This window comes from Prevotella veroralis (genome assembly GCF_018127765.1).
GTDB lineage: Bacteria > Bacteroidota > Bacteroidia > Bacteroidales > Bacteroidaceae > Prevotella > Prevotella veroralis.
On the sequence record NZ_CP072330.1, the window covers coordinates 1,935,171 to 1,956,833 of the forward strand.

Annotated in this window: 15 protein-coding genes; 11 read left to right on the forward strand and 4 right to left on the reverse strand. The window is 42.8% G+C overall.

The window, feature by feature from the left end; all coding sequences use genetic code 11:
- Positions 1 to 3: 3 nt before the first annotated feature.
- Positions 4 to 618 carry a WbqC family protein gene (locus J5A55_RS08100; RefSeq protein ID WP_004383030.1) on the forward strand — a complete coding sequence of 205 codons (615 nt, stop codon included), beginning with the start codon at positions 4 to 6 and terminating at the stop codon, positions 616 to 618.
- Between the two features lie 324 nt (positions 619 to 942).
- On the opposite strand, the gene J5A55_RS08105 is transcribed toward J5A55_RS08100, so the two are convergent.
- On the reverse strand, positions 943 to 1,581 hold the full coding sequence (locus tag J5A55_RS08105) for a DUF4294 domain-containing protein (RefSeq protein ID WP_004383031.1): 639 nt from the start codon (positions 1,579 to 1,581) through the stop codon (positions 943 to 945).
- Between the two features lie 505 nt (positions 1,582 to 2,086).
- On the opposite strand from J5A55_RS08105, the gene J5A55_RS08110 reads away from it, so the two are divergent.
- The 3 genes from J5A55_RS08110 (at position 2,087) to J5A55_RS08120 (ending at position 6,067) form a co-directional block, all read left to right on the forward strand.
- A complete protein-coding gene (locus J5A55_RS08110) occupies positions 2,087 to 3,295 on the forward strand; it encodes a porin (RefSeq protein ID WP_039851294.1) in 1,209 nt (402 codons plus the stop codon).
- 52 nt (positions 3,296 to 3,347) lie between these two features.
- Entirely contained in the window at positions 3,348 to 4,760 is a 1,413-nt protein-coding gene (gene aspA, locus J5A55_RS08115; RefSeq protein ID WP_004383033.1) for an aspartate ammonia-lyase, read from the forward strand.
- Between the two features lie 233 nt (positions 4,761 to 4,993).
- Complete coding sequence (locus tag J5A55_RS08120; RefSeq protein ID WP_004383035.1) at positions 4,994 to 6,067, forward strand: acyltransferase family protein; 1,074 nt, start codon at positions 4,994 to 4,996, stop codon at positions 6,065 to 6,067.
- Positions 6,068 to 6,297: 230 nt separating this feature from the next.
- Here the strand turns inward: J5A55_RS08120 and J5A55_RS08125 are convergent, their stop codons facing one another.
- A complete protein-coding gene (locus tag J5A55_RS08125; RefSeq protein WP_004383036.1) occupies positions 6,298 to 8,868 on the reverse strand; it encodes a beta-N-acetylglucosaminidase domain-containing protein in 2,571 nt (856 codons plus the stop codon).
- 487 nt (positions 8,869 to 9,355) lie between these two features.
- A complete protein-coding gene (locus J5A55_RS08130) occupies positions 9,356 to 10,585 on the reverse strand; it encodes an MFS transporter (protein ID WP_004383038.1) in 1,230 nt (409 codons plus the stop codon).
- Positions 10,586 to 11,019: 434 nt separating this feature from the next.
- Between J5A55_RS08130 and mnmG the strand changes: the two genes are divergently transcribed.
- The 6 genes from mnmG (at position 11,020) to deoC (ending at position 17,399) form a co-directional block, all read left to right on the forward strand.
- Positions 11,020 to 12,891, forward strand: coding sequence for a tRNA uridine-5-carboxymethylaminomethyl(34) synthesis enzyme MnmG (mnmG, locus tag J5A55_RS08135; protein WP_004383039.1), 1,872 nt, complete (start codon positions 11,020 to 11,022; stop codon positions 12,889 to 12,891).
- Positions 12,892 to 12,965: 74 nt separating this feature from the next.
- The gene (locus J5A55_RS08140) at positions 12,966 to 13,496 is read left to right on the forward strand and encodes an adenine phosphoribosyltransferase (protein WP_004383040.1); all 531 of its coding nucleotides are present in this window, start codon (positions 12,966 to 12,968) and stop codon (positions 13,494 to 13,496) included.
- 244 nt (positions 13,497 to 13,740) lie between these two features.
- Positions 13,741 to 15,573, forward strand: coding sequence for an excinuclease ABC subunit UvrC (gene uvrC, locus J5A55_RS08145; protein ID WP_004383041.1), 1,833 nt, complete (start codon positions 13,741 to 13,743; stop codon positions 15,571 to 15,573).
- A 34-nt stretch (positions 15,574 to 15,607) separates the two neighbouring features.
- Positions 15,608 to 16,060, forward strand: a complete 453-nt coding sequence (gene dtd / locus J5A55_RS08150) for a D-aminoacyl-tRNA deacylase (protein WP_004383042.1) — start codon at positions 15,608 to 15,610, stop codon at positions 16,058 to 16,060.
- Positions 16,060 to 16,407, forward strand: a complete 348-nt coding sequence (locus tag J5A55_RS08155) for a nucleotide pyrophosphohydrolase (RefSeq protein WP_004383043.1) — start codon at positions 16,060 to 16,062, stop codon at positions 16,405 to 16,407. The genes dtd and J5A55_RS08155 overlap by 1 nt, the downstream gene beginning before the upstream one ends.
- A gap of 44 nt (positions 16,408 to 16,451) precedes the next feature.
- A complete protein-coding gene (deoC, locus tag J5A55_RS08160; RefSeq protein WP_004383044.1) occupies positions 16,452 to 17,399 on the forward strand; it encodes a deoxyribose-phosphate aldolase in 948 nt (315 codons plus the stop codon).
- Between the two features lie 390 nt (positions 17,400 to 17,789).
- On the opposite strand, the gene J5A55_RS08165 is transcribed toward deoC, so the two are convergent.
- Positions 17,790 to 18,770 carry a polyprenyl synthetase family protein gene (locus J5A55_RS08165; protein WP_004383045.1) on the reverse strand — a complete coding sequence of 327 codons (981 nt, stop codon included), beginning with the start codon at positions 18,768 to 18,770 and terminating at the stop codon, positions 17,790 to 17,792.
- A 94-nt stretch (positions 18,771 to 18,864) separates the two neighbouring features.
- Between J5A55_RS08165 and polA the strand changes: the two genes are divergently transcribed.
- Complete coding sequence (polA, locus tag J5A55_RS08170; RefSeq protein ID WP_004383046.1) at positions 18,865 to 21,627, forward strand: DNA polymerase I; 2,763 nt, start codon at positions 18,865 to 18,867, stop codon at positions 21,625 to 21,627.
- Positions 21,628 to 21,663: the final 36 nt, after the last annotated feature.

The window sequence follows — 21,663 nt, forward strand, 5'->3', positions numbered from 1 at the left end:
AGAATGGCGTCTGCACTTCTTTCATCAACCTACTTTGGTCCCGTTCAATGGTATCAGAAGCTGAATAGATACGATACTTGTTTGATAGAGCAACACGACCATTTCGTGAAGCAAACCTATCGAAATAGATGCGTGATAGCAGTCACCAACGGACTACAAACGCTCTCCATCCCTGTGGAGAAGTTTGAGGGAGCGAAGTGCGAGATGAGAGATGTGCGCATAAGCGACCATGCCAACTGGCGTCATCAGCACTGGTATGCGTTGCAATCAGCCTATGGGGAAAGTCCATTCTTCGAGTATTACGAGGACGATATACGCCCTTTCTTTGAACGAAAGTGGGACTTTCTCTATGATTTCAACTGGGAGATCACGTTGAAGATGTGCGAACTTATCGACATAATGCCCTGTATGAGGCGTACAGATAGCTATGAGCTGGAACCCTCGGAGGGCGTGATTGATTTCCGAGAAACGATTCGCCCGAAGCATCCGGGGCGTGATGACGAGTTCAAGCCATGTACTTACTATCAGGTTTACCAGCATAAGTACGGATTCCAACCGAACTTGAGTATCCTCGACTTGCTATTTAATCAAGGCAATGAGAGTGTCTTATTCTTATAATGAGAAAGGTTGTTTCAACGCATGTTAACCGATTGGTTATCGCATTGAAACAACCTTTTTCCTTTCCTCCCAACTCCCTTTTCTCCTTTTAGAAAGCCTTAGCCTTTACACCACCTACTCTTCTCTTTCTTTTAAAAGGGGCTTCTTTAAACAACTGCTAACGCCTATCTATCCTGCAAAAGACCTTTTCGTATCTGAAAAAATAGATTATTTTTATTAGTATTTTAACCTATTCATCACCACTTTTTAGTTTATTTTCCAAGTTTGATAAGCCTCTTTTGCAGTATTGCTAAGTGTTTTCAGGGTAATAGTTAAGGCTTGCCACTATAATTGACCAGCCTCAACTTGCAGTACAATACGCTCTACAAGGCGATCAGCTCCTTGTGGATCGTAACGCTTCTTTAGGCTACTTCCAAACGCCCAAGCGAACGCTTGATAGAAACCAGCACGAACGGGACCAAGGAAAGCTTGCACTAATTCGTAGGAAGTAGAGTTACATTCGCGGTCAATGAGTTTGATGAGTAACTTGCCTTGAGTGAATGTTAACTTCTTCATGCGAGGCTTATATGTATTCCAAATCTCCTTTTCCACACGTTTCATGTGCGCATCTCTTTCCTTCTTCGTAGGGATAGTTTCGAGGTAAGCACCCGTCTCGAGGATGATCTGATGGCACTCTTTAGCGATGGGAAGAACCTTCTTTATGTTATAAACCAAGCGGTTATAAGCCATCTCCTGAGACTTGTTTTTGAACTCCATAGGCGGAAATACATACACATTACTTGTCCTTACGTATTGAATACTATCGCTTCCTACCTTCGCTTTACCGATGTGTACCATCGGAACAAACGTCGGTGAATCCATGTCAACAGGTCGGTCTTCGGGGTTGATATGGTCTTGTGCCATTGCTGCCGATGCAAAGGCAAACAGCGACAAAAGCGTGAAAAGTTTTGTTATTAATCTCATACTATGGACAAAAGTAGCATTTATTTCTGAAGACGAATAGGTTTTTAATATTATTTTGTCATTTTCCTTAGATGCTTATTACATGCTAAGTAACGAAGAATCAACCAACTGCTTTCATCGAGTCTATCGACTTTATAGGGAATAAATTGGCATATCCATGTAACGAATTAATACTCCGAATGCCGCTCATCGAACCTCATCTCTCCACGAGGAAACAGAAGGACAGACCTGTCATAATGTAACTTTTACCATAGGAAAAACGCCTTGTTGGCTTCGACAGATTACTTTGTGATACTAAAGATTGTTAATTCCTTGACTTTTGTTCGCCCCCTTCTCTGTATGTATGGATATTTTTCCTACATTTGTGAAAACAATTCTATACACAGAAAACAATGGTTCTGATAGGGTTATAATAGTAGTAATTGCAGAACTAAAATCTACCTTGACACTTATTCCATAGGTGCTCGTGTGGGAGAAGAAACTATCTATAATGAAACTAAGAAGCGTGAAAAAGACCTTACTTTGCGCCTTGCTCTTGGCTTTGTCGTTGGGAGCAACCGCGCAAGACAACACTGGCTACGGTGCTAATGATGACCAATTCAAATCATTAGCAGAGGAGGTTGTGAAGCTAAAGAAGTCTAATGACAAGTTTAATGTGTACTTCAACTATGCTGCAAGCGCGCAACTTGACCAAGACGCAAGCAAAGATTGGAGTTCACACTTTGCCAACAGACAACTAAGAATAGAGGTTAAAGGTCATCTAACAGACCAACTCTACTACCGCTTCCGACACCATTTAAACAAGTCGAATGGTGCTACCAGCGAGGATAACTTTGCTAAAGCGACCGACTTAATGATGCTTGGTTATAAGGTATCGGACGCTTGGAGGGTTGAATTAGGTAAGATGGGGCAGATATGGGGAGGCTTCGAATATGATGAAAATCCGCTGTTTATCTATCAATACTCCGATTTTCTCTCGCAGATGGACATCTTTGTTGCTGGTGTGACAGTGGCTTACACCCCTACTCCAACGCAGGAGTTTGCCTTTGAGGTATCTAACTCTCATAGTAATAAGTTCGCTGATATCTATGGTGAAAACGCCATGTATGAGGATGGGAATGGCTTAAATCTGAAACCGCTAAAGCCCTCCCGCCATCCATTAACCTATATCGTCAACTGGAATGGTAGCTTCTTTGGTGACAAACTACAGACTCGCTGGGCATGTGGAATACAAGGGGAAGCACGTAAGAAGTATAGTCGTATGGTCATACTTGGGCAGAGATTGAACTTAGAGAAGCTACAATGTTACTTCGATTATGTAGGTTCGTCGGATGGAGTCGACCGTTCTGGTATCGCCTCAAAGGATATGCAAACAGCCAGTCCAAACGTCTATAGCAATAACGTGTGGGCTGCTGGTGTGCATTACAACACCTTTGTTACGAAAATAAACTGGCAATTCACACCACGTTGGAACCTAATGGTTAAGGGCATGTATGAGACTGTCAATGCCAAAAATATCCCTTCTTTGAAGGATTACCGCAAGAGTTATGGCTATGTAGGAAGCGTTGAATACTACCCTATCAAGAGCCAAGATCTACGTGTGTTCCTCGCTTATATAGATAAGAAGGTACGCTTTACTGAACTCAGCGGATTGAGTAACTACAATACAAACCGCATTGAACTTGGGTTCATGTATCGCATTAAAGCATACTAATATATCGTATCAAAGCATACTAAATAATACTAAACAAAATATTAATTAAGCAATGGAAGAAAAGAAATTTCGTATTGAGAGTGACCTTCTAGGTGAACTTCAAATACCAGAAGAGGCGTACTATGGTGTACAAACACAGCGTGCCATCAACAACTATCACATATCACGTAAGCGCATGTGTGACTATCCCGACTATGTCACAGCAATAGCTTATGTGAAGCTAGCAGCCGTTGAGACGAACCGACAATTAGGTGAGATTAGCAACGAAGTAGCCGATGCGATGGCTCAAGCATGTCGAGAGATTATTGGTGGGAAGTTGCATGAGAACTTCGTTACTGATATGGTACAAGGTGGTGCAGGAACGTCTGTTAACATGAATGCCAATGAAGTGATTGCGAACCGCGCATGCGAAGTTATGGGTCATAAGAAGGGCGAGTTCCAATACTGCGCACCGAATGATCACGCTAATTGTGGTCAATCAACTAATGACGTCTACCCTACTACCATACGTCTAACTCTCATCCTTCTCAATAGCAAACTGATTGAGTCTCTAAACCATTTGATCAATGCCTTCCGCAAAAAAGGCAATGAGTTTAAGAACATCATCAAGATGGGTCGCACCCAACTACAGGACGCTGTGCCTATGACTAGCGGTCAGGAGTTCAACGCCTTCGCAAACACTCTAGAGGAGGAAGTCGCTAATCTCAACCGCAATGCAGCCCTTTTACATGAGATCAACATGGGTGGTACTGCCATAGGAACAGGCTTGAACGCTGCCCCAGGATTCCCTAAGATCTGTGCAGAAAAGCTCTCAGAGCTAACCGGGTATCAGTTTGTTGCTGGCTCAGACTTGGTAGAAGCAACCCCAGACACTGGTGCTTATGTTAGTTACTCAAGCGCTTTGAAGCGTCTAGCAGTTAAGTTATCTAAGATCTGCAACGACCTCCGCTTGCTTGCTTCTGGTCCACGTTGTGGATTGAACGAGATCAATCTCCCACCTATGGCTCCAGGCTCAAGTATCATGCCAGGAAAGGTGAATCCAGTCATTCCAGAGGTCACTAACCAGACTTGCTTCAAGGTGATTGGCAACGACACAACCATTATGATTGCAGCAGAAGCAGGTCAGCTCCAGTTGAACGTCATGGAACCTATCATCACAGAATGCCTCATTGAAGACCTCACATGGTTGCCTAATGCAATGGACACACTACGTGAGAAGTGTATCGATGGCATAACAGTTAACAAGGAAAGATGCCTAGAGATGGTGAAGCATTCTATAGGTATTGTAACCGCTCTGAACCCTTACATCGGTTACAAGAACAGCACAAAGATTGCCAAGGAAGCCCTCGAAACAGGTGGTTCTGTTTATGATCTCGTCCTCAAACACAATATTCTTTCTAAGGAGAAGTTGGATGCGATTCTATCTCCAGAGCACATGCTTCACTCGGAAGAGCATATCAAGTAAAGTAAATTTCATGCGTTTCTATAGGCGATAAAGTCTATTGAACACATACAAACAAATTAGGTGGATGCGTCAAAACAAGGGTTTCTACACATCCACTTTCCTTTTATCTATCCTCAAACAAAGCAACAACTGCCCTTCTCTTCATACCGTATAAAACCACAAGAAAACCCTCTCTTACAGGAAAACCGACGCTCTTCTTTGTCATTCTCAACCTTTTTCATAACTTTGCGCAAATGATAATTCAATTACACAAAGCCAAGCCCAGGGTGGAAGAACTCGACTTCCTCAAATGCGTTTTCATAACTTTAATGATTGCATTCCACCTTGTTTACATCGGTAACACCTATCCCGTTGCTAAGCAATATGTATATACTTTTCACATGCCAGGCTTTCTCTTAGTCTCTGGTTACCTCTTTAACGTGCGCAAATCATGGTCGGCTTTGGGCAAAACGCTTCTTTGGATATTCATTCCTTACGCCATTATGGAATCGAGTTACACGTTAATGGCGGCGCTCCTACCCATTCGGGAACACATCAATCATCTAACGCCTGCCATCCTCTTAGACCATATCTTCCTACATCCAATAGGTCCTTATTGGTACTTACACACGTTAATTCTATGTGGATTGTCCTATTATTTGGCATTTAAAACGCCGTCAGGACGAGTTTTCAAGACGAGTGGTACAGATACAACCAATATGGATTTAAAGCCGAGAGAAGGCTCTAAAAAGGGTAAAATAGCAAACTTCATCAACACTCTTAACCAGCCTCAACAACTCTGGATAGGTCGAACTATCCTCTTAACCTTGTTTCTTTGGCTCCTATCCCATGGTTGTCAACTCCTTTCAGTGGCTAATGCAGCCTACTTCCTAGGCGGTGTCATCATCCGACAAGGGGTTGGAGACTTCCGCAAAAGTTTCCCAACTCAATGGTGGATCATAATTCTCTTGATCATAATTAGCCTTGATGTCAACAATTATAATCGTGCTTCATACGGCGGAATATGTATCGTTTATCTTGTAATCAGTACGTTATTGTGGCTCTATCGCCTACGAATTCCAACGCAATTACGCCGTATCATGCTCTTTGTTGGGCGCAACACCTTCCCCTTATTGCTATTTTCTCCCATCTTCACCATGCTTGCCAAGTACTATCAAAACCTACTGATTAAGATAGAGCCAACGGGCATGTTGTTCCTTCTCATAAGCGTTCTCTTTGCCATAACGGGCTCTTTTGCCATCACGTGGGTGATGGATAAGATTGGACTCTCTCGTCTTTTCTTTGGACAAAGAACGTTTTTAAAATAACAGAAAATATCATTCCAGATTATTACAAGTGCTTTGGAGAACCATTACAAAGCACTTGGAGAATCATTACAAGCCTTTTGTAATAATCTGGAATGTGCTGAACTCATAGAGAACGATAGGCTTTAAGCAAGGGAGAATATCATCAACAAAACAGGGATACACGCTTGTGTATCCCTGTTTTTGGCTTTAGTTCTATCGCAGAAGGGCGATAAAACGTATAAAGAATGAACTTATTTCTTAGGTATAATCTCGTAGACATCAGCCTTACCAACTAATTCCATACGGGTCACCTTCTTATCAACTTTAGCGGTGAAGAACGGCTCGTTGGTCTTTATCTCCGCCTTCAAGCGACCGCGCTTGTCGTATTGTCGCAAGCAAACAGCTTCGTTCGTTGGCAATGAAAGTAGGAAGGTGTAAGCCGTAATACCGCTCGGAACCTCAAAAGAAAGGCTGCCTGTGCTATGGAAAGAAGTCTCTGGACGATGGTCGAACGCCAACTGGAGCGCATCAGTTGCTGTATCAGCAGCCCCCACAGGAGTGACTACGAACGAACGAATGGAAGCCCAGTTCTTACGATCAGAATCGAGTCGACGCAAACGAATAAAGCGTGCTTCAATAGGACTATCAGACTTCCACTGGATGTCATACTGGTTGTGCAAGTCGGTCAAAAGCGGCTTCCAGGTCTTGCCATCAACGGAATACTCCAACGCTGCATGGTCGTAGAAGTCGCAATCATCCTTAGAGTTTCTACCTTGAAGTACGTGTATCTCACGCAAAGACATAGGTTCTGGGAGGGCGACACCCATCCAGTCTCCAGCCTTCTGGCTCTCTCCTGAGGTGTAGAAAGTGATGCTGTCACCATCTAACATCAATTTACTTTGGGTAGTACTAAGGCTTTTGTAAGAGCCAATCCCACGCAAGGTAAATGCTTTCTGACCTGATTGCTGCTCGTAAAAAGCATCGCCTAAGTCGGACATAGCGTGCTCGTAGAAGGGTTGTAACTTCATTGTTCCCGACTTATGAGCCTCGTATGCCTGCTTATCTGCCGCAGTCATACCACTATTCACATACGCTTTCCAGAACTTTCCAGCGTCACCTGAACGATAGAGATCCATGAGTTCGATAGCCTTCTTACCCCTTTCTCCGAGCTTACCAAACTCTACAAGCCATGGTTTCAACTCTTTGAGCAATAGCGAATCGGTGCATCCTGCCTCTATAGTAGCTGGTGCCTCTGCCACACGTTGGAACTCTTGATAGAGCTTATCACGCTTTTCTTTGGAGTAATCAGCCAATCGGAAGGGTTCAGTCTCCCATGATTCGTCACGACGATAGCCCGTTTCTGTATCGGCAGAATGGATGGCGAAGGTGCGATAAGCAGCCTTTGCGTGTGGCATCATGACCTCTAATCCACGTTCCCAACTATCTATTGCATTATAAGCAGACGGATTCCACGTGTAGTCGGCAACGCTATATAGGGACAACTTAGAGGCTTCGCCGTGTTCCATTGGGTTGCTGACGAGCCCGCACATATCATTAGCTGTGAGCGAGGTGTCCAATCCGTAGACCGGACCTTGCAGTATTAAGTTGCGCACATAGTCGGTAACTGCATAGTTCCACCAGAAGAATGCGGGTCGTTTGATACGGCTGTTTACCCAGTCAAGGGTGCTCTTTGTAACGTCACTGCACACTACATCGCCTGTCCAGAACACTCTCACGGATGGATCAAGGGTCTTTCCATAAATGCTCAACGGGCCATCCTCACCTGGTTTTGCCCATAGTTTGGAGTAGTCTGTAGGGCAGATTATCAATGGGGAAACGTCGCCCTTCGCCTTTACAAACTCCTTAGTCAAGCGGTTTAAAAGCTCAACTTGCTTGTTAGGATTGGTTCCTTCGCCCTCAATATCATCGAAGAAGATAGCGAACGAACGCACACCATCCGCATACATAAGGTCGAACTTATGCACAAGATTCTGATAATCTTCCTCGTTCCACTTAATATCCTTGCCCGGATGAATAGCCCAAACGAAGTCTACACGATTCCGTTTACAAGCATCAACAAGCTCTTTGATGTTCTTTTGTTCACGTTCAGGATAAGGCAAACGCCAGTTAGGTGAGCTGTGATAAGGGTCGTCCTTCGGACCATAGATATAGGTATTGAGCTTGTATTTGCCATAGAAATCAATCAAAGAAAGGCGCACAGCGTGTGACCATGGTGTACCATAAAAGCCCTCAACAACGCCACGGTAAGGGAAAACGGGACTGTCGGTAATCTCCAAACAAGGTAGTTTTTTACCCATCTCAACGGCTGGGCTCTCCATCATCTGGCGCAAGGTCTGGATGGCATAGAACACTCCTAAGTCATTCTCAGCCTGTATGTTGATTCCATTCTTAGTTATCTTCAACACGTAAGCACCATTAGTTGCAGCTACACCAGCCATATCCTTTGTGAATTGGGCAGTATTTTTCACTAACTCGATACGCAGAGGTAGCCCCTTCTTAACCAATGGAATGAAGTTGAGGTCGGGCTGATAATCAATGCTCTTGACCTTCTTGTTCGTAACAGGATTGATGAGTTGAACACCATTACTGACGTCGATTGTCTCACCATTCATCATCTTCAACGAACGAGGAGTTGGATTAATAACGAGTCCGTGATGGTCAATCCGATTGCCAGGAACGGGATTTACCAACTGAATCTCCGAACGCTGACTACCTAAATCGAACTCATTATCCTGCGCATGAGCCGCAGTTAAGGCACATAGCCCTACTGCAAACGTAACTAAAAGTTTCTTTTTAATCATGTAGGTTTTTAATGTTTAGATTCCTGCCTGCCCTCTATCAACACGGACAAGCATGTATGAATGTTATTACGTAATATATTTGATTTATGCTACAAAGATAAGGAATTAATTGGAATAAAAGGGCTTGTATCATCGTAAATAACGCTCATCACATTAGATTACACGCTATTTGAAGGGAATAGAAGGGCATGAGAGTTAGTTATTGTAGTGGGTTTGATGTAGTTATCTTGGCACTGATACTTGTTTATTCGATTGCTATATTGACTGATATTATCATGTATTTTAGTTCCATAACAGAACTATTTGAAATTGATTATACCTTCATCTCTACAGCACCTAATATCCCTAATTTATTTTTAAAGTAAGTTGCTGTCACTTTTAACATTTTGCATAAACTACTTACAGACAGCTTTTTATAAGCAACAAAAGGATGACAGAAATGACAGGAAACGTAGAAATGGAGTGAGATCTCTTGATGGCTACTGGCTTACTCACGCTTCATCTTTGGCAAATAGACGGCTATAATACCTAATAACGGGAGTAAGGTACTTACTTTAAAGACAAAGAGAATACTCGTCTGATCGGCTAACCAACCAAAAAAAGTACTTCCAATACCACCAAGACCGAACGAGAGTCCATAGAAGATACCGGCTATCGTACCGATATGATTGGGCATAAGGTCAGTCGCATAGACCAGTATTGCTGAGAAAGCTGACGCTATGATGAGACCAATGATAGCCGACAAGATAATCGTTCCAGCAAGACTACCCACGTAAGGGAGCATGATTGTAAATGGTGCTGCACCAAAGATAGAGAACCATATCACGTATTTACGCCCGTAGCGGTCGCCTATCCAGCCTCCAAGAAGCGTTCCGATGACCTCTGCTGCTAAGAAAACAAACAGGCAAAGTTGGGAAGTTTGAATAGAAACTTCGAACTTCTCGATCAGAAAGAAGGTGAAATAGCTGACCATACTCTCTGTATAAAAGTTCTTAGAGAACATCAATACGAAGAGGATAAAGACAAATCCATAGATCTGATGACGCGTATAACTCTTTGCAGTAGTCCATCGTGCCCTACTCCGTTTACGCACAACTTTCAGTTGTTTTACGTGCCACTTCCCTATATAAACCAGTATTACAGCTAAAAGAAGGGCTGCAAAAGCAAACCAGCGCACACCACTCAGACCGACTGGTATCACTATCAATGCTGCAAACAATGGACCTGCAGCGAAACCGCCATTGCCTCCTACTTGGAAAATACTTTGTGCTAAACCATTGCGACCACCAGAGGCTTGCTGCGCTACTTGCGATCCTTGCGGATGGAAGATAGAAGAGCCTAAGCCAAACAACGACACAGAGACTAAGATGACAAGGAAACTATCGGCATACGAAAGCATAAAGATTCCGATGAGCGTGAACACCATACTCACAGGCAACTGCCACCAACCATGATGCTTGTCAGCATAGAGTCCGACGAAGGGTTGTATGATGGAGGAGGTTAACTGTAGTACTAACGTTATGATACCCACCTGAAAGAAGGATAATCCAAACTCACTTTTCAACATCGGATAGATAGCCGGAAGCATTGAGTGCATTGTGTCATCTAAGAGATGACAAAAACTTATCGTGAGCAGAATACCTAAGGCTGTGCGTTCTTCGTTGCTTTCTTCTGTCTTATTACTTAGTTCCATTTGTTTGTTATTATCTCCGAACATGCAAAGTTACACATTATCTTGATAAACAAAGAACGTATGTCTCCATAACAATAAAGCATTGGCTTCTTTTTAAACGTTTAATTACTTTCTTCTATATCACACTCTTCTTATTAAGGTGTGGAGCATTAGCAACACTTGTGTGGGGTGTCAGCACGATATGTGTGGGACGTTAACACGGCAATAAAAAGGAATGGAAAGAATTGCTATTAGCCGTAAGACAGATAGCGAAACGACATTGTTTTTCGCAGATAAGGCATACTTTAACCACAATACAGTAACATTGGTTTAGGTATAGCGTGGCTGATGAATTAAAAGAGAGGGGAATTAGAAAGGAACTTTTCTATCCATAATATAGATATAATTCGAATTTATTTCTTAATTTTGTGACGATATAAATTAGGGGTATTGCGCCCCTATACTTTTGTAAAAAGACGATGAAATTCAAGTATGACGTACTTGTTATCGGCGGTGGACACGCAGGTTGTGAGGCTGCTACAGCAGCTGCCAACATGGGTGCAATGACTTGTTTGATAACAATGGATATGAATAAGATTGGTCAGATGAGCTGTAATCCAGCAATCGGAGGTATTGCTAAGGGGCAGATAGTCAGAGAGATAGATGCTCTTGGGGGCTACATGGGACTGGTAACCGATGCTACAGCGATTCAATTCCGTATGCTGAATCGATCAAAAGGACCAGCTGTATGGAGTCCAAGAGCGCAGTGTGACCGTGGTAAATTTATCTGGGAATGGCGCACGAGACTTGACCATACAGACAACCTTGATATCTTTCAAGATCAAGCAGACGAACTACTTGTTGATAACAATAAAGTTCTGGGTATCAAGACAATATGGGGAATAGACTTATATGCACGCACAGTTATTATCACCGCTGGTACTTTCCTCAACGGACTCATGCACATTGGTAAGCGAAAAGTGGAAGGTGGACGATGTGCAGAACCCGCTGTTCACAACTTTACAGAGAGTATTACACGCCATGGTATTCGGTCGGCACGTATGAAGACCGGAACTCCAGTGCGCATAGACCGTCGTTCCGTACACTTTGAAGAGATGGAACCACAACCTGGAGAAAGCGATTATCACCAGTTTTCTTACCATGGTCAATATCGACATCTACCACAATTACCATGCTGGACATGTAACACGAACGAAGAAGTACACGATGTCTTGCGTAGCGGATTGGCAGAGTCTCCCCTCTTCAATGGGCAGATTCAGAGTACTGGTCCACGTTATTGTCCTTCGATAGAGACGAAACTTGTGACCTTCCCAGACAAAGATAGCCATCCACTCTTCCTCGAACCAGAGGGAACGGATACAAATGAAATGTACTTAAATGGCTTTTCTTCAAGTATGCCTTGGGACATTCAACTATCAGCAATACACAAGATTCCAGCCTTACGAGACGCTAAGATCTATCGTCCGGGCTATGCCATCGAGTATGACTACTTTGATCCAACACAGTTGAAACACTCACTTGAATCAAAAATCATTGATGGTTTGTTCTTTGCAGGACAAGTCAACGGAACCACAGGATATGAAGAAGCTGGCGGACAAGGCATTGTTGCTGGTATTAACGCTGCCCTACTCTGCACAGGGAAGGATCCTTTCATTATGAAGAGAGACGAAAGTTACATCGGAGTTCTTATTGATGACCTAACAACAAAGGGAGTTGATGAACCTTATCGTATGTTTACCTCACGTGCAGAATATCGTATTTTATTACGTCAAGACGATGCAGATGCACGATTGACAGAGCGTGCATATAATATAGGTATTGCCAAACGTGATCGCTATGATTGGTGGATTCAGAAGAAGGAGAATATTGATCGCATCCTTAACTACTGTAACACAACATCCGTTAAACCTACAGAGGTAAATGATTTCCTAGTACAATTAGGAACATCTCCTATAAAAGGTTCAACAAAGATAACCGACCTTGTTGCTCGACCACAGGTCAACTTCGAGAACCTTTCGGCTGTTATGCCAAATCTTAAAGAGGTTATCGAGACTACACCTAACCGCAAGGAGGAAATTGCCGAGGCTGCAGAAATCAAATTAAAGTACAAAGGCTACATTGATAGAGAGCGTGTTTTTGCTGAGAAGATGCACCGTTTAGAAGATATAAAGATTAAAGGTCACTTCAAATATAGTGAGCTACATGACCTATCAACAGAATGTAGACAAAAGCTTGAACATATACAACCAGAGACGTTAGCACAGGCAAGTCGTATCCCAGGAGTAAGTCCCAGTGATATAAATGTGCTACTTGTTCTCATGGGGAGATAGCCTAACTCACGTACAAACGAACCTCGTTTCACGTGAAACTAACGCATAAAACATAACTATATAACAAACTGAAAATGAACAAGAAACTGTTATTAGACAACTTGAGGTGCATCCCTGATTGGCCAATAAAGGGTGTCAACTTTCGCGATGTGACCACCCTATTCAAGTCACCAGAGGCTCTTCAAGAAATTACAGACGAGATGGTAGACCTCTACAAAGACAAGGGTGTAACCAAGATAGTCGGTATTGAGAGTCGAGGCTTCGTCATGTCTTCAGCCGTGGCGACCCGTCTTGGTGCTGGAGTGGTGCTTTGTCGTAAACCAGGCAAACTCCCCTGCGAGACGATTCAAGAGAGTTATGCAAAGGAATATGGTGTTGATACTATCGAAATCCATAAGGATGCTATCAACGAGAATGACATAGTCTTATTGCATGATGACCTACTCGCAACAGGTGGAACAATGAAAGCTGCATGCGACTTAGTCAAGAAGTTCCATCCGAAGAAAGTATATTGCAACTTCATCATCGAGCTTCATAGCGAATTTCCTGATAGTCGGAATCAATTCGGCAAGGACATAGAAGTCACCTCTTTGCTCCAATTCTAATATAGCAAGAAAGAGCCAATAAGAAACGAGAAGAAAGGAGCTATCCAACAAATAGGGTTGCTCCTTTTTCCTTATAAGGCGACTCTCACATTCAAGTGAACAAGCAGAGGCTGTAGAGACAAGGCTAGTGACAAATAAAACAAACAATAACTCACATAACAGAACCCACACTCTCGCAAGCATATTAACGTTCCACGTGAAACGAAAGGCACTAAACAACCTTTAAACAAAGCAGTTACACAAAATGAATAAAGAAGATAACTTGAAGCGATTAGCCCATTTGAAGAGTATTGTACAGAGCTTACCAGAGAAGCCCGGAACCTATCAGTACTATGATTCCGAACATACAATTATCTACGTAGGAAAGGCTAAGAACCTTAAGAGTCGTGTATCATCTTACTTCTACAAAGAGGTGGATCGATTCAAAACAAAGGTACTTGTTTCTAAGATTCATGACATATCTTACACCGTTGTCAATACAGAGGAAGACGCCTTACTAATCGAGAACCAACTTATCAAACAGTACAAACCTAAGTATAACGTATTACTCAAGGACGGTAAGACCTATCCGAGTATCTGCGTCACAAATGAGTATTTCCCACGTATATTCAAGACGCGTACTATCAACAAGCATTCCGGTACATTCTATGGTCCATACAGCCATATTGGAAGCATGTATGCCATCTTAGAGATCATAAAAAAACTTTATAAGCCCCGCACCTGTCGCTACCCTATCACAAAAGAAGGCATAGAACAGGGTAAATATAAGCCTTGCCTCGAATATCATCTACATAACTGTGGAGCTCCATGTATCAACAAACAAAGTTATGAAGACTATCAGGAAGCCATCAAACAAGCACAAGAAATATTAAAGGGAAATACTCGTAACGTACAACAAATGCTCAAACAGAAGATGCAGAAATATGCAGAAGAACTAAAGTTTGAGGATGCTGAACTCTGTAAACAGCGTTATCTTGCCCTCGATAACTTTGCGGCAAAGAACGAGATCGTTAGTTATACCATCACAGATGTGGATGTTTTCACCATCATAGATGATGATTCTCGAAAGAACGCATTTGTTAATTACATTCATGTTAAGAATGGCGCAATCAATCAAAGTTTCACTTATGAATACAAGAGAAAACTCGATGAAACCGATGAAGAGCTCTTGAACTTGGCTATTTTAGAGATTCGCGAACGCTTCAAAAGCACCGCTAAGGAGATAATAGTACCTTTTGAACTTGATTTTAAGATAAAAGATGCGGAGTTCGTCATACCTAAGCGCGGTGATAAATGGCATCTTCTCGAACTATCAGAGATGAATGCTAAGCAATACAAGTTCGATCGATTGAAACAGATGGAGAAGTTAAATCCAGAGCAGAAACAGACCCGCTTGATGCGAGAACTGCAAAAAAAGCTAAAGTTACCGAAGCTCCCTTACCAAATAGAGTGCTTTGATAACTCCAATATCTCCGGTTCCGACGCTGTTGCCGGGTGCATTGTTTATAAAGGAATGAAGCCTTCTAAGAAAGATTATCGTAAGTACAACATCAAGACAGTAGTAGGTCCCGACGATTACGCAAGCATGCAAGAAGTCGTCAGAAGGCGTTACATCCGCATGCAAGAAGAAGGTTCTCCCCTCCCCGACCTCATCATTACAGATGGTGGCAAGGGACAGATGGAAGTCGTAAGAGAGGTGATTGAGGATGAACTGCACCTCAATATCCCTATTGCTGGACTTGCCAAGAACGACAAACACCGCACCAATGAACTCCTCTTCGGCTTTCCGCAACAGGTAGTAGCACTTGATGTGAAAAGCGAACTATTCCGAGTTCTCACACAGATACAGGACGAAGTGCATAGATATGCTATCTCTTTCCATCGCAATCAACGCTCTAAACATCAGCTGCACAGCGAGTTAGACAACATAAAAGGCATTGGTCCGAAGACGAAAGACATGTTATTAAAGAAACTGAAGAGTGTTAAGAACATAAAAGAAGCTGATAGACAGATACTTACGAGTATAATAGGAGCAAGCAAAGCAAGCTTAGTTTACAATTATTTTCATGCTGAATAAGCAGATAACCAAATAATTATTGTACATTTGCCGTATGAGAATTGTAATACAGAGGGTATCTGAAGCGTCCGTAACTATCGAACAGCAAGTGAAGTCAAGCATTCAAGCAGGATTACTCATCTTGCTTGGCATTGGTGAAGAAGACACTGAGGAAGATGCTAAGTGGTTGGTTAATAAGGTTATAGGACTTCGTATCTTCGATGACGAACAAGGCATAATGAACCGCAGCATTATGGACATCAACGGTGAGATACTCGTTGTTTCTCAATTCACCCTAATGGCTAGTTACAAGAAAGGAAACCGACCCAGTTGGATCCACGCAGCTCGCCATGAAGTATCAATCCCACTTTACAACTACTTCTGCAAGGCGTTAAGCGAAGCATTAGGAAAGCCCGTTGGCACGGGAGAGTTCGGTGCCGACATGAAAGTGAGACTACTAAATGATGGTCCGGTAACCATCTGCATGGACACTAAAAACAAGGAATAATGACAATACAAGAGGCTCAAGAGGCCGTAGACAAGTGGATTAAGGAGTATGGTGTACGCTATTTTAGCGAACTAACCAATATGGCTTGCCTCACAGAAGAGGTTGGCGAGCTGGCAAGAGTCATAGCTCGAAGCTATGGAGACCAGAGCTTTAAGGCAGGAGAAAAGCCCAACCTCGGTGAAGAAATGGCTGATGTTCTGTGGGTTTTGCTCTGTCTTGCAAACCAGACAGGCGTTAATCTCACAGAAGAACTGCAACGCAGCTTTGCTAAAAAGACGTCACGTGACAAATACAGGCACAAGAATAACCCTAAACTCACTGATAATCAGCAATCAAACAAAGCATAAACTAATAAATAAAACATCTATATCTTAATTACAAAACAAACAATATGGGAATCATTAAAGACACCGTTTCAAAGGATATCCAGGCGCAGAAAGCGAATGGAATCGTTGAGAAGAGCGAGTACGATCAGGCTTTAGAGCAATACAACCTCAACATCACTGATGAGGAAGTAAAGGCTGCTGTGACAAAGATTATAGCCGAGAAAGTATCAGAGAATGATAATCTTGAAGTAAAGAAATTCTTGCTTGGTAGCGTCGAACTAACCACTCTTAGCACTGCAGACACCGAAGAGAAGGTGCTCGCAATGGTAGAGAAAGTAAACAAGTTCGATAGCGAATACCCTGATCTTCCGCATGTCGCAGCTGTCTGCGCATACCCTTGTTTCACGAAGCTCATCGCTGATAGCCTCGAAGTAGATGGTGTTGACATTACGAATGTGACGGGTAACTTCCCCTCATCACAGGCTCTTCTCGAGGTAAAAACCATTGAGACGGCACTTGCCATCAAGGATGGTGCAACGCAGATCGACATTGTTATGCCTGTAGGTAAGTTCCTTTCAGGCGATTACGAGGGCGTTTGTGATACCATCAGTGAACTTAAACAGACCTGTGGAGACGTCCCCATGAAGGTAATTCTAGAGACTGGTGACCTCCGCAATGCACATGATATCAAGACAGCAGCCATCCTCGCTATGTACGCCGGGGCTGACTATCTGAAGACAAGTACGGGTAAAGAGAAGATTAGTGCTACTCCCGAGTCGGTTTATGTGCTCTGTCAAGCCATCAAGGAGTACCACAAGAAGACTGGCATACAGATCGGTTTAAAGCCCGCAGGAGGCATTAATACGGTTATGGATGCCGTTATCTACTATACTATCGTTAAAGAGGTTCTAGGTGAAAAGTGGCTCACTAACTATTGGTTCAGAATGGGTACAAGTCGATTGACAAACCTTCTTCTAAGTGAGATCATCGGTTCGGAGACTAAGTTCTTCTAGACTGACACCATAACACATAACGTCCCCACCCTTTCATAAAAGGCGTGGGGATTTTTCATTGTAGCCCATTTCTCTATTCCTGCCACACACCTATTACTATAAGAGAAAACGCTTCTTTAAACAGCAAGAAACACTTACCTTTATCAGAGAAAACATTCCCTAAAATTAGAAAAAGGCTTTTCGTAATTTTAAAAATAGATTATTAATTTTGTATTATTAGTCTATTATTAATTTATAAATAAATTATTTTTCAAAACACCAAACGCCCTTCTCCAAGATAACTAATTGTTATATCCATTGAAGAAGGGCGTTTTTATAACTAATAAAATAGCTTGATTGCGAAATTGACTGACGTCGTATTGAGTGCTATCAATCTACAAGAAAGAGTGATTACTTCCTTCTCTTGATAACATAATCAAGGTAAGTTTGCAAAGAAGTACGTATCGTTTCATCCTTAACATACTTGTCGATGAAGCCTTGCGCTTCGGCATGGAAGTCCCACATACGGCGTTGCGCATATTCTATTCCACCATTTTCTTTTGCAAACCGAACTAAGGTCTCGACCTCTTCATGTGTCACATTATGTGCTTTCACCTTATGAATTAGCCTCATCATATCCTCATTTTGCGTTGCATTCAACGCATATATGATAGGTAAAGTGAGCTTACCTTCTGCAAAATCATTGCCTGTTGGCTTACCAATCTCAACCTCCGAATCATAGTAATCGAAGATATCATCACGGATTTGGAACACTATCCCGAGGTTTTTACCGAATAGTCTTGCAGCCTCAACCTGCTCTTCTGTAGCGCCAGCAGACTCTGCTCCAATCGCAGCACAGGTCTCGAAAAGAGCCGCAGTCTTACGTTCTATAATCTTATAGTATACCTCTTCTGTTACTTCTTTGTTCTGTATATTAGATAACTGGAGTATTTCTCCATCACTTAAGGTGCGCCCCAATTCAGCTAAACGGCGCACTATCATCTCTGAATGGGTATAACTAACGTGCAAAAGTGCCGTTGATAGCACATAATCACCAACCAACACAGCCACCTTATTATCGTAGTCAGCATTCACACTAGCCTGTCCTCGACGTTCAGCAGCCTCATCCACGACATCATCATGGACAAGTGATGCTGTGTGCAGAAGCTCCAATCCCACTGCAGCATGCTGTGTTATGCTTGAAACCTTACCAAAGTTTTTAGCTATCAAGAGAATTAGAATGGGGCGCATACGCTTCCCCGCACGTTGCTTAATATGGTTCAAAACCATCTGTAAAAGCCCGTCCTCATGGTCAAGAGCATTATTAAAAAGGTCGATGAAATCGACTAATTCTGCTTCAATCGGTTGCTTTATTAGTGAAAGGGTATCCATCTTTGACTTCAAATTTGATACAAATTTAGTCAATAAATCGCATATTATGGAATATTTTTAGTACTTTTACAGCTTAAAATACATATTTACTTTTATGGAAAAACTGTTTCTTCTTGATGCATACGCACTGATCTTTCGCTCTTATTATGCACTCATTCGCAGTCCTCGCATTAACTCCAAAGGACTGAATACATCGGCTATTATGGGCTTTTGTAACACTCTGAATGAGGTGTTGACGAAGGAGAAACCAACGCATATAGCGGTTGCTTTCGATCATGGAAAGACTTTCCGACACGACGCGTATCCCCAGTATAAAGCGCAAAGAGAGGAAACACCAGAGGATATTAAGCTCTCTGTTCCTTTAATCAAACAAATATTAGAGGCGTTGCACATCCCCATCTTGCAGGTAGATGGCTTCGAGGCAGATGACATCATAGGTACTGTTGCAACCCGATTCGGTGCCGATGGAATCGAAACTTTTATGCTTACGCCTGACAAGGACTATGGTCAATTGATTGGACCAAACGTTTACATGTATCGTCCAAAGCATGGCGGAGGATACGAGACACTTGGTGAAAAGGAGGTAGAAAGTAAGTATGGCATCCCTACCCCAGCCCAAGTCATAGACATTCTGGCGTTGATGGGCGATACAGCAGACAACTTTCCCGGTTGTCCGGGGGTTGGCGAGAAGACTGCGGCGAAGTTGATTAGCCAATTCGGGAGCATTGATAACATGCTTGCTCACACTGATGAGATAAAGGGGAAACTACGAGAAAAAGTTGAAGCTGCCGTCGAGGACATCAAAATATCTAAATTCCTTGCAACAATCCGCACGGATGTTCCAATACAGTTGGAACTCGATGATATGAAAGTTCAGCAACCGGACGAGGAGAAACTACGTGCAATATTTGAAGAATTAGAGTTTAAGACACTTATTAACAAGTTTCTTAACAAAGATAAAGAGAAGTCAAAAGTTGTCGAAAATCAGCTTGATTTATTTGCAGAATTTACGCCCGACACCCCAAGCGAAGCGAAAAAAGCGAGTTTTGAGAGCCTTAAAACAACCCAACACAACTATCAACTCATTGATAATGAGGCTGATCTGCATCGCTTATGTGAGCTTTTTTTAACAAAGAAAACACTTAGTTTAGACACAGAAACCACTTCTACCGATGCTATCAGTGCTGAATTGGTGGGCTTGAGCTTCTCTGTTGAGGAAAAGGAAGCCTATTATGTCCCTATTCCAGAGAACCGCGAAGAAGCCTTGAAACGTGTTGCAATATTCAAGCCAGTATATGAGAACGAGTCGATTCTAAAGGTTGGTCAGAACATCAAGTACGATTATGAGGTGCTAAGCAACTATGGGGTGAAATTGAAAGGAGCGATGTTCGACACGATGATAGCACACTATCTCATCCAACCAGAGCTTCGTCACAACATGGACTACATGGCTGAAACACTCCTTGGATATCAAACCATACACATCGAAGAGTTGCTTGGCTCTAAAGGAAAGAAGCAAAAGAATATGCGCGACTTGAGCCCTACCGATATCTATGAATACGCTGCCGAGGATGCCGACATCACCTTACGTCTAAAGAATGTACTCGCTCCTAAGCTGAAAGAACTCAATGTTGAAGAGTTGTTCTGGAGCATTGAGATGCCCCTTGTCCGTGTACTGGCTGACATGGAACTTACCGGTGTTCGCATTGATACGGAAGCGTTAAAAGAAACGTCAAAGATATTCACTGAACGTATGAGGCAATATGAGGTGAAGATCTTTAAAGAGGCTGGTGAGGAGTTCAATATATCGAGCCCAAAGCAGGTAGGAGACATCCTTTTCGGTAAGATGCAGATATTGGATAAGCCCAAGAAGACCAAGACTGGGCAGTATGTCACTAGTGAAGAAGTGTTGCAGAGTATCGAATCTAAGCACCCAATAGTACGTAATATACTGAACTACAGAGGCATGAAGAAGTTGCTAAGTACCTATGTCGAAGCCTTGCCGAAACTAATAAACTCCCGTACAGGACACATCCACACCTCATTCAATCAGGCGTTAACTGCAACGGGAAGACTATCCTCCAGCGACCCTAATCTACAGAATATTCCAGTGCGAACAGACGATGGGAAAGAGATTAGAAAGTGCTTTATTCCAGAGGAAGGATGTATGTTCTTTTCAGCTGACTATAGCCAAATTGAACTGCGAATCATGGCTCATCTATCAGAGGATGACAATATGATGGAGGCCTTTAGAGAGGGTTACGACATACACAGGGCGACGGCTGCCAAGATCTGGCATGAGGCTCTTGATGACGTGACGGACGCACAGAGAAAGAAGGCAAAGCAGGCTAACTTTGGTATTATATATGGTATAACTACCTTTGGATTAGCCCAAAGGATGGAGATACCCAACAATGAGGCAAGGGCGTTGATACAGGACTACTTCCGCACATTCCCTAAGGTTCAAGCCTACATGGAACATGCGAAAGAGCTTGCAAGAAGCAAAGGTTATGCAGAAACCTTGTTCCATCGTCGCCGCTATCTACCGAATATCAACAGTCGAAATGGTACCATCCGTGGTTTCGATGAACGCAATGCTATCAACGCACCAATACAAGGGACAGAGGCAGACATTATAAAGGTTGCGATGGTGCGGATATGGAATCGATTCAAAGAAGAGGGTATCCGTTCAAAGATGATACTACAGGTACATGACGAACTCAACTTCTCTGTTTATCCAGATGAGCGTGAGAAGGTGGAGAAAATAGTCCTCGAAGAGATGCAGAATGCCTATCCCCTCAATGTCCCACTAATAGCTGATGCTGGTTGGGGAAAGAACTGGTTAGAAGCACATTAAGGCTCTTTTCAATTCTTCAGGATCAAAGGAGAATGG